Here is a 10,866-nt window from a genome sequence, read left to right as displayed (position 1 = left end):
CCGCAATAATTGCCCCCCCCCCATCCCCCCCCTCATGCCCTAAGTCCACAATCCAATCCGCTGTTTTAATCACATCCAGATTATGCTCGATAATCACTATCGAGTTGCCTTTGCCTTTCAGACGGCCTATGACTTCCAGCAGCAGGGCGATGTCGGCGAAGTGCAGGCCGGTGGTGGGTTCGTCGAGGATATAGAGTGTTCTGCCGGTGTCGCGTTTGGAGAGTTCTAAGGCGAGTTTGACGCGTTGGGCTTCGCCGCCGGAGAGGGTAGTGGCGGACTGTCCGAGGCGGATGTAGCCCAGGCCTACGTCCATGAGGGTTTGCAGTTTGCGCGATACGGTGGGGACGGCGTCGAAAAATTCGCGGGCTTCTTCAACGGTCATGTCGAGGACTTGGCTGATGTTTTTGCCTTTGTATTGGATTTCGAGCGTTTCGCGGTTGTAGCGTTTGCCGTGGCAGACTTCGCAGGGGACGTACACGTCGGGGAGGAAGTGCATTTCGACTTTAATCACGCCGTCGCCTTGGCAGGCTTCGCAGCGGCCGCCTTTGACGTTGAAGGAGAATCTGCCAACGTTGTAGCCGCGTTCGCGCGAGAGGGGTACGCCGGCGAAGAGTTCGCGGATGGGGGTGAACAGGCCGGTGTAGGTGGCGGGGTTGGAACGCGGGGTGCGGCCGATGGGGGATTGGTCGACGTTGATGACTTTATCGAGGTGTTCGAGGCCGTGGATGTTGTCGTATGGGGCGGGTTCTTCTTGGGCGCGGTTGAGTTCGCGGGCGGTGATTTTGGCGAGGGTGTCGTTAATCAGGGTGGATTTGCCGCTGCCGGATACGCCGGTGATGCAGGTAATCAAACCGAGCGGCAGTTCGAGGGTTACGTTTTTGAGGTTGTTGCCGCGCGCGCCTTTAAGGACGAGCATTCGGTCGGGATTGACGGGCGTGCGTTCAGACGGCACGGCAATGGATTTTTTGCCACTGAGGTATTGTCCGGTAACGGATTTTTCGCATTTGGCGACGTTTTCGGGCGTGTCGGCAATCAGTACGTTGCCGCCGTGTTCGCCCGCACCGGGGCCCATATCGACGACGAAATCGGCTTCGCGGATGGCGTCTTCGTCGTGTTCGACCACAATCACGCTGTTGCCCAAATCGCGCAGGCGTTTGAGGGTGGCAAGCAGGCGGTCGTTGTCGCGCTGGTGCAGGCCGATGGAGGGTTCGTCTAAAACGTACATCACGCCGGTCAGGCCGCTGCCGATTTGGCTGGCAAGGCGGATGCGTTGGGCTTCGCCGCCGGAAAGGGTTTCGGCGGAGCGGCTCAAGTTCAGGTAATCCAGCCCGACGTTAATCAGGAAGCCGAGTCGCTCGGTGATTTCTTTGAGGATTTTTTCGGCGATTTGTTTTTTGTTACCGTCCAAATCCAGCGTTTCAAAGAATTGGTGGGTTTTGGTCAGCGGCCAGGCGGAGACTTCGTGCAAGGGTTCGCCGCTGACGTAAACGTAGCGGGCTTCTTTACGCAAACGTGCGCCGCCGCAGCTCGGGCAGGCGCGGTGGTTTTGGTATTCGCGCAGTTTTTCGCGCACGGTTTCGCTGTCGGTTTCGCGGTAGCGGCGTTCGAGATTGGGGATGATGCCCTCGAAGGCGTGACTGCGGTTGAAGGTGGTGCCGCGTTCGGACAGGTAAGTAAAATCAATGACTTCTTTGCCTGAGCCGTGCAACACGACTTTTTTCACTTTTTCAGGTAGCGTTTCCCAAGCAGCCTGCACGTTGAAACCGTAATGCCGCGCCAGCGACTGAATCATTTGGAAATAGAACTGGTTGCGCTTGTCCCAGCCGTCAATCGCGCCGGTTGCCAACGACAATTCGGGGTGGGCGACTACTTTTTCGGGGTCGAAGAAATTGGTGTTGCCCAAGCCGTCACAAGTCGGGCAGGAACCCATAGGGTTGTTGAAGGAAAACAGGCGCGGCTCTAATTCGGGCAGGCTGTACGAACACACGGGGCAGGCGAAACGCGCGGAAAACCAATGTTCTTCACCGCTGTCCATTTCCATCGCCAGCGCGCGCTCGTTGCCGTGGCGCAATGCGGTTTCAAAACTTTCCGCTAGACGTTGTTTGATATCCGCCTTCACTTTCACGCGGTCGATGACCACGTCGATGTTGTGCTTGATGTTTTTTTCCAGCTTCGGCACTTCGTCAAGCTGATAGACCTCGCCGTCCACGCGCACCCGCGCAAAGCCCTGAGCCTGCAAGTCGGCAAAGAAATCGACAAACTCGCCCTTACGCTCGCGCACCGCCGGCGCCAGAATCATCACGCGCGTGTCTTCCGGCAGCTTCAACACGGCATCGACCATCTGCGATACGGTCTGGCTCGACAGCGGCAGATTGTGTTCGGGGCAATACGGCGTGCCGACGCGGGCGTACAAAAGGCGCAGGTAATCATGGATTTCCGTTACCGTGCCGACGGTGGAACGCGGATTGTGGCTGGTGGATTTCTGCTCAATGGAAATCGCGGGCGACAGGCCCTCGATCAAATCGACGTCGGGTTTGTCCATCATCTGTAAAAACTGCCGCGCATAGGCGGACAGGCTCTCGACATAACGCCGCTGCCCTTCGGCATAGAGCGTGTCAAACGCCAGCGACGACTTGCCGCTGCCCGACAGCCCCGTGACCACCACCAGCTTGTGGCGCGGAATGTCCAAATCGACGTTTTTCAAATTATGCGTGCGCGCGCCGCGGATGCGGATGGTGTCGTTGTCGTGTGAATGTTTGGGATGATGGTTGCACATGGTGTCAGGCCGTCTGAAAAATAAAATAAACGGCTATTGTAGCACTTTTCAAATGACAGACTGGATAGATAAAGCATTTGATATAAAAGAAACAAAGAGGCCGTCTGAAAATATGTTTTCAGACGGCCTTGATATAGATGGATCAGCTGATCAGTCGATTGTGCGGAGAATTTCGCGCAGGGCTTTTTGCCAGTCGGACGGTTTGATACCAAACTTGGTCTCTAGGCGTGAGCAATCCATAATGCTGTATGCCGGACGCGGAGCAGGCAGGGGGTATTGATCGGTGGTGATTGCGTTCAGTTCCGGAATGCGGAAGCTGTCGTCTAATTGGTGGGCCGTCTGAAAGATGGCTTTGGTAAATTCGTACCATGTTGCCGATTTATTGCCACAGTAATGGAAGATACCGCGTGGGGAAGTAGGCTGTTGCAATAAACTGATGATGGCATGAGCCAAGTCGCCTGCATAAGTCGGGCAGCCGGTTTGGTCATGAACGATGGAGAGGGAGTCACGCTCTTTAGCAAGGCGCAACATGGTTTTGACGAAATTGCTGCCGTATTCGCTAAACAGCCATGAAGTACGGACGATTGTACTTTCCGGATGCGCGGCTAAAGCCAAAAGCTCGCCTGCAACTTTGGATTGACCGTAAGTGCTGCGCGGATTGGTGTAGTCGGTTTCGCGGTAAGGGCGTTTGCCTTCGCCGTCGAATACATAATCAGTGGAAATATGAATAAAGCGCGCGTGTGCGGCGCGGGCGGCTGCGGCCAGGTTGTGAACAGCGGTTGCGTTGACGGCAAAAGCAGCCTCTGCGTTTTCTTCTGCTTTATCGACGGCAGTGTAAGCCGCGGCATTAACGATGGCATCTGGTTGGAAGTTTTTGATCATGTGATGCACGGCTTCGGTATCGGTAATGTCCAGCGAAGTAGAGTCGGTAGCAATCAGTTCCCAATCTTCGGGCAGGCGGTCGCGCAGACAGCGGGCAAGCTGGCCTTTGGCTCCGGTCAATAAAGTACGCATGGTTGAGTATCTCCTCTGATAGCTGTTAAATAGGTATTCGTGTCATTATAGTGTAAATACGACAAATTCACATTATTGACGTAGAACAAAATGCGGATGCGGCTGTATTTGGGCAAATTATCGATATCATCTATCCACAATAATAACCACTTATTGGTATTATGTTTGCTTACTATAACTATAGTTAAAGTTCAGCTTTCAACAAGATAGATAAAGGATCTATGCTGTTTGAGAGAGTGTGAATCAATGTTGATGTTTTTATTGTTGCTAGGATAATGGAATTTAAAAACAGGCAAAACTCCGTCCTTTTGTCGGAAAATTCTACCGTTTGATATTTTTCAGTAAATATCTTGAAAAATATAACTAAAATAATATTTGAGCAAGGGCGGATTTGCTCGTTCCTCTAGCTCGATATCTTTATTAACCATTTTGGGAGTAATTATTATGGCAAGATCTTACAGCGGGCATCGTGGACCCCAGGCTAGTAAGCCTATCTGGACCCCAGGTAAGCCTTACTGCTCTTCTATTCCAGGGCAGTCCGACCCAGCTCACTTCTGCGGTTCATCAAAATCTTCTGGTTCTACCGGCAGCACCACTAGAATTGGCAGCGGGAAAGGAGTTTATGTGGTACCTGGTTCACCTTACCACCCTTGGCACACCGCACCGAGCAATCGGCTCCGATATCCAAAACCACAACCAAAACCTCAGCGTAAACCACCTCAACTAAAACCTGAGCCACAACCAGAACCGCAACCACAACCACAAAAACCTCAGCGTAAACCACCTCAACCAAAACCTGAGCCACAAAACCCTGTGCCACAAAAACCTGTGCCACAACCACAACCACAACCAAAACCACAACCAAAACCTGAGCCTAAGCCTAAGCCAGAGCCAAAACCTAAGCCAGACTGCAAAGACTGTGCTGACGACCATAACCAAGACAACTCATACGGTCACGAAGACAAAAACCCAGGTAATATCATCCGACCCAACGTTATCCGCGGTACTGATGCTAAAGATACCATTTATGGTACTGCTGGCGAAGACATCATCTACGGTGGCAACGGCGCAGACGTAATCTACGCCGGTGCAGGTAACGACACCATTTACGGTGATGCCGACGGTGACTCTCTGTACGGTGAAGAAGGTAAAGACTACCTGCAAGGTGGTGACGGTAACGACTACCTGAACGGTGGTTCCGGTGCTGACATCATGCGCGGTGGCGACGGTAACGACGTTTATTTCGTTGACGATGCCGACGACCAAGTTATCGAGTACGGTAATCTGAACGGCGGTATCGATACTGTTCGTACCGTTATCGACTACACCTTGACCGATAACGTTGAAAACCTGTTTTTGCAAGGTATGCAAAACCTGAACGGTACCGGTAACTCTTTGAACAACAACATCGAAGGTAACGGCGGCAACAACCATCTGTACGGTTTGGCCGGCGATGACTGCCTGGTTGGTAAAGACGGTAACGACTACCTCGACGGCGGTGTCGGCAACGACATCCTGATCGGCGGTAGCGGTAACGACACTTACTTCTTCGACAAAGGTTACGGTCAAGACACTATCCGTGAGGAAAGCGGTAATGACACCCTGTTGTTCGGTAAAGGCATTGCAGCTTCGGACGTATTGCTGAGCAAATCAGGTGCCAACCTGACTGTTTCTGTCGGTTCTGACAGCATCACCATCGACGACTGGTTCACCGGTAACAATCACAAAGTTGAAAACTTCAAATTTGCTGACGGTAGCACTTACCAAGTAACCGGCCACGGTGACTACTACTCTCTGTCTGCTGTGAACCACATCCAAGAACAGACTCAAGTTTCTGGATGGTAATTTTCAGGGTTCTTCTCTGAAATCAACGGTTAAGGCCGTCTGAAACCAAAATATAAGGTTTCAGACGGCCTTTATTTTGTAAACAATCTGACGAAAAATTCCAAATTGGGCTAAAATATCGCATTCTTCTGTCTATCTAAGAGATACCCGAAATGTCTGAAATCAGCTTGAAAAAAATCTACTCCGGCAAAGTACGCGATTTGTACGAAATTGACGATAAACGTATGTTGATGGTTGCTTCCGACCGACTGTCTGCATTCGATGTGATTTTGGATGACCCGATTCCGGGTAAAGGGGAGATTCTGACGCAGATTTCCAATTTTTGGTTTAAAAAACTGGCTCATATCATGCCTAACCACTTTACCGGTCATACGGTTTACGACGTTTTGCCTGAAAACGAAGCCAAAGTTTTAGAAAAACGCGCCGTCGTGGCTAAAAAACTCACTCCGGTGAAAGTAGAGGCTATTGTGCGCGGTTATCTGGCAGGCAGCGGTTGGAAAGATTATCAAAAAACAGGCTCTGTTTGCGGGATTCAACTGCCTGAAGGTATGCAGGAAGCGCAACAACTGCCTGAAGTAATTTTTACACCATCTACCAAAGCTGAGGTTGGCGATCATGATGAAAACATCAGCTTTGAAGAATGCGAACGCATTATCGGAAAAGAATTGGCGGCGGAAGTACGCACCAAAGCGATTCAGCTTTATACAGAAGCGGCCGAATATGCGAAATCTCGCGGTATTATTATTTGCGATACCAAGTTTGAATTTGGTTTGGATGAAGAAGGTACACTGACTTTGATGGACGAAGTGTTGACGCCTGACTCCAGCCGTTTTTGGCCTGCCGACCAATATAAAGTCGGCACCAATCCGCCGTCTTTTGACAAACAATTTGTCCGCGACTGGTTGGAGCAAAGCGGTTGGAACAAAAAAGCGCCTGCGCCTAAAGTGCCTGCCGATGTAATTCAGAAAACAGTCGAAAAATATCAGGAAGCATTGACTTTGCTGACTCAGGATTAATTTTTAAGTTTGAAGGCCGTCTGAAAGAGATATGTTTCAGACGGCCTTTTTATTGTATCAATACTGGATTTTAAGGATGGTTGCCTTTATAATCGAGAGTTGTTTTCAGTGCCTTAAAAGGCCGTCTGAAAGCTTGTTTACAACCTGCCGCACGGTCTGAAACCCTAACTATGCACATTCGGATTTTAGTGTGCATTATTAGTGTTTTAGCAGTGCGGTATTTTGAAAGGAACAATAATGTTCAATAAACACGTTAAGACCTTCCAATACGGTAATCAAACCGTTACTTTGGAAACCGGCGAAATTGCTCGCCAAGCCGCTGCTGCCGTTAAAGTATCCATGGGCGACACCGTTGTTTTGGTTGCCGTTACTACCAACAAAGAAGTGAAAGAAGGCCAAGACTTCTTCCCTCTGACTGTCGATTACCTCGAGCGTACTTACGCAGCAGGTAAAATCCCCGGCGGTTTCTTCAAACGCGAAGGCAAACAAAGCGAAAAAGAAATCCTGACCAGCCGTCTGATCGACCGTCCGATTCGTCCTCTGTTCCCCGAAGGTTTCTACCACGACATCCAAATCGTAGCGATGGTCGTGTCTGTTGACCCTGAAATTGATTCTGACATTCCTGCAATGTTGGGCGCGTCTGCCGCGCTGGTGTTGAGCGGCGTACCGTTTGCCGGTCCGATTGGTGCGGCACGCGTGGGTTATGTAAACGGCGTGTACGTTTTGAACCCGACTAAAGCCGAATTGGCTAAATCACAATTAGACTTGGTTGTTGCCGGTACTTCTAAAGCCGTGTTGATGGTGGAATCCGAAGCCGACATCTTGTCTGAAGAAGTGATGCTGGGTGCGGTTGTTTACGGTCACGATCAAATGCAAGTGGCCATTAACGCCATCAACGAGTTCGCCGATGAAGTAAACCCTGAAGTATGGGATTGGAAAGCTCCTGAAACCAATGAAGAATTGGTTGCAAAAGTACGCGAAATTGCCGGCGAAACCATTAAAGAAGCGTTCAAAATCCGTCAAAAACAAGCGCGTTCTGCCAAATTGGACGAAGCTTGGAATGCTGTAAAAGAAGCGTTGATTACCGAAGAAACCGACACTCTGGCTGCCAACGAAATCAAAGGTATTTTCAAACATTTGGAAGCCGATGTTGTCCGCAGCCAAATTTTGGACGGCCAACCGCGTATTGATGGTCGCGACACCCGTACCGTTCGTCCGCTGAACATTCAAACCGGCGTATTGCCGCGCACTCACGGTTCTGCACTGTTTACTCGTGGCGAAACCCAAGCTTTGGCGATTGCAACTTTGGGTACTTCACGCGACGAGCAAATCATTGATGCGCTGTCCGGCGAATATACCGACCGCTTCATGTTGCACTACAACTTCCCTCCATACTCTACCGGCGAAGTGGGTCGCGTAGGCGCGCCAAAACGTCGTGAAATCGGTCACGGCCGCTTGGCTAAACGTGCGTTGTTGGCCGTATTGCCAGAACCTGAAGATTTCAGCTACACCATGCGCGTAGTTTCTGAAATTACCGAATCCAACGGCTCTTCCTCTATGGCTTCCGTCTGCGGCGGCTGCTTGAGCCTGCTGTCTGCCGGTGTGCCTTTGAAAGCACACGTTGCCGGTATCGCCATGGGTCTGATTTTGGACAACAACAAATTTGCAGTCCTGACCGACATCTTGGGTGATGAAGACCACTTGGGCGATATGGACTTTAAAGTGGCCGGTACAACCGAAGGTGTGACCGCGCTGCAAATGGACATCAAAATCCAAGGTATTACCAAAGAAATCATGCAAATCGCTTTGGCTCAAGCCAAAGAAGCACGTTTGCACATCTTGGATCAGATGAAAGCCGCCGTTGCAGGCCCACAAGAGCTGTCTGCACACGCACCACGCTTGTTCACCATGAAAATCAACCAAGACAAAATCCGTGATGTTATTGGTAAAGGTGGCGAAACCATTCGTTCGATTACCGCTGAAACCGGTACTGAAATCAATATCGCTGAAGACGGTACCATTACTATCGCTGCGACTACTCAAGAAGCAGGCGATGCGGCGAAAAAACGCATCGAAGAAATCACTGCCGAAGTGGAAGTGGGCAAAGTGTACGAAGGTACTGTGGTTAAAATCCTCGACAACAACGTTGGCGCGATTGTCAGCGTGATGCCGGGTAAAGACGGTTTGGTACACATCAGCCAAATCGCCCACGAGCGCGTACGCAATGTCAGCGACTACCTGCAAGTAGGTCAGGTCGTAAATGTAAAAGCATTGGAAGTAGACGATCGCGGCCGCGTGCGCCTGTCTATCAAAGCTTTGCTGGAAGCACCTGCACGCGAAGAGAAAGCAGCCGAATAATCTGATTATTCAAGCTTAAAACAAAAGGCCTTCTGAAAATTTCAGACGGCCCTTTGTTTATTTAAAAGATGAGTTTAAAAAACGGGTTTCGCCTTTACTTTGATTGAATGGATTACTACAATGCTTGCAATCTAATAAATATATTAATCTCTCAAGGAGTATGCAATGAATGCTACACAATTAATCAGCCGGCTGACGCAAACCGTCGGCGAGAAATACATCATCACAGACCCGGCAAAAACCGAACAATACCGTCAAGGCTATCGTTTTGGCGAAGGTAAGGCGTTAGCGGTTGTTCGTCCGGGTACGGTGTTGGAAATGTGGCAAATTTTGCAGGCGTGTGTTGAGGCTGATGTTATCGTGATTACGCAGGCTGCCAATACTGGCCTGACCGGTGGCTCGACTCCTGACGGTAATGATTACGACCGCGATATCGTAATTGTGAATACCATGCGTCTGAACATCATTCAGCCGATTAACAATAACGAACAGGTTGTTTGCCTGCCCGGTTCTACCCTGAATCAATTGGAGCTGCTGCTGAAACCTTTAGGCCGTGAGCCGCACTCTGTAATCGGTTCGTCCTGTATCGGCGCATCTGTATTGGGTGGCGTATGTAATAACTCCGGCGGCGCACTGGTACAGCGTGGCCCGGCTTATACGGAAATGGCTCTGTTTGCACAAATCAACGAGGAGGGCAAACTGGAGCTGGTCAACCATTTGGGCATTGATTTGGGCGAAACCCCTGAAGAAATTCTGACCAATCTGCAAGGTTTCCATTATCAGAAAAAAGACATTGTTCAAAATGCAGGCAAAGGGCATGACCATGCTTATTGCGACCATGTGCGCAAAGTGGATGAGCCGACGGCCGCACGCTTTAATGCCGACCCAGCACGCCATTATGAAGCATCAGGTTGCGCGGGCAAGCTGATGGTGTTTGCCGTACGCTTGGATACGTTCCCACAAGAAAAACAGACTGCCGTTTTCTATATCGGCACCAATGATATTAATGAGCTGACCGATATTCGTCGTGCTGCTTTGAGTGAGTTTAAAAACCTGCCTATTTCCGGTGAGTATATCCATCGTCATGCTTTTGATATTGCTGCCGTTTATGGTAAAGATACTTTTTATATCATTAAGACGTTCGGTACCCACCAACTTCCGAAACTGTTTGATCTGAAAGCCCGTGTGGATAGATTCAGCAAAAAGATAAGTTTCTTACCAAAACACTTCTCTGATAAATTCATGCAACTGATCAGTAAAATTTTGCCCGATCACTTGCCGAAGTCTATGCGCAACTATCGGGATAAATATGAACATCACCTGATTTTAAAAATGGGTGGCGAGGGCGTAGAAGAAGCGCGTGCTTTCTTGAAGGAATATTTTGCAACCCATGGCGGCGCATTCTTCGAATGTAATGCCGAAGAAACGCAGGCGGCCATGCTGCATCGCTTTGCTGTGGCTTCTGCCGCGATCCGTTACCGTTCTGTACATGATGATGAAGTAGAGGATTTGGTTGCACTCGATATCGCCTTGCGCCGTGATGATCGTGATTGGTTTGAAACACTGCCGCCTGAAATTGACAATAAAATCATCCATAAATTGTATTACGGACATTTTATGTGTCATGTGTTCCATCAGGACTACATCATTAAAAAAGGCAACGACTGTATGGCTTTGGAACATGAAATGCTCCATCTGCTTGACCAACGCGGTGCGCAATATCCTGCTGAGCATAATGTCGGTCATCTGTATGAAGCCAAGCCCGAGCTGAAACAGTTCTATAAAAAACTTGACCCTACCAACAGCTTCAATCCAGGTATTGGTAAAACCAGTAAGAAGAAAAACTGGGCTGAATAA

The 10,866-nt window shown here is 49.8% G+C and carries 6 protein-coding genes; 4 read left to right on the top strand and 2 right to left on the bottom strand.

Going from position 1 to position 10,866, the window contains the following annotated elements; all coding sequences use genetic code 11:
* Together uvrA and rfbD are read right to left on the bottom strand one after the other, a co-directional pair.
* Positions 1-2,776, bottom strand: a 2,776-nt coding sequence (uvrA, locus tag ACTHTQ_RS05555; protein WP_440363345.1) for an excinuclease ABC subunit UvrA, incomplete at its 3' end; no start/stop codon positions are given.
* 150 nt (positions 2,777-2,926) lie between these two features.
* Positions 2,927-3,790 (bottom strand): dTDP-4-dehydrorhamnose reductase, encoded by an 864-nt coding sequence (rfbD, locus tag ACTHTQ_RS05550; RefSeq protein WP_070630986.1) that lies wholly within the window; start codon positions 3,788-3,790, stop codon positions 2,927-2,929.
* An 828-nt stretch (positions 3,791-4,618) separates the two neighbouring features.
* Here rfbD and ACTHTQ_RS05545 point away from each other — a divergent pair.
* The 4 genes from ACTHTQ_RS05545 (at position 4,619) to dld (ending at position 10,866) form a co-directional block, all read left to right on the top strand.
* Positions 4,619-5,635, top strand: a complete 1,017-nt coding sequence (locus ACTHTQ_RS05545) for a calcium-binding protein (protein ID WP_440363344.1) — start codon at positions 4,619-4,621, stop codon at positions 5,633-5,635.
* A 152-nt stretch (positions 5,636-5,787) separates the two neighbouring features.
* Positions 5,788-6,651, top strand: a complete 864-nt coding sequence (locus ACTHTQ_RS05540; protein WP_440363343.1) for a phosphoribosylaminoimidazolesuccinocarboxamide synthase — start codon at positions 5,788-5,790, stop codon at positions 6,649-6,651.
* Positions 6,652-6,888: 237 nt separating this feature from the next.
* The gene (gene pnp, locus ACTHTQ_RS05535) at positions 6,889-9,009 is read left to right on the top strand and encodes a polyribonucleotide nucleotidyltransferase (protein ID WP_283120984.1); all 2,121 of its coding nucleotides are present in this window, start codon (positions 6,889-6,891) and stop codon (positions 9,007-9,009) included.
* Positions 9,010-9,174: 165 nt separating this feature from the next.
* Positions 9,175-10,866, top strand: a complete 1,692-nt coding sequence (gene dld, locus ACTHTQ_RS05530; protein WP_440363342.1) for a D-lactate dehydrogenase — start codon at positions 9,175-9,177, stop codon at positions 10,864-10,866.

The organism is Neisseria sp. P0020.S003, from assembly GCF_051957095.1.
Lineage (GTDB): Bacteria > Pseudomonadota > Gammaproteobacteria > Burkholderiales > Neisseriaceae > Neisseria > Neisseria subflava.
This window is presented reverse-complemented; position numbering and strand designations above follow the sequence as displayed.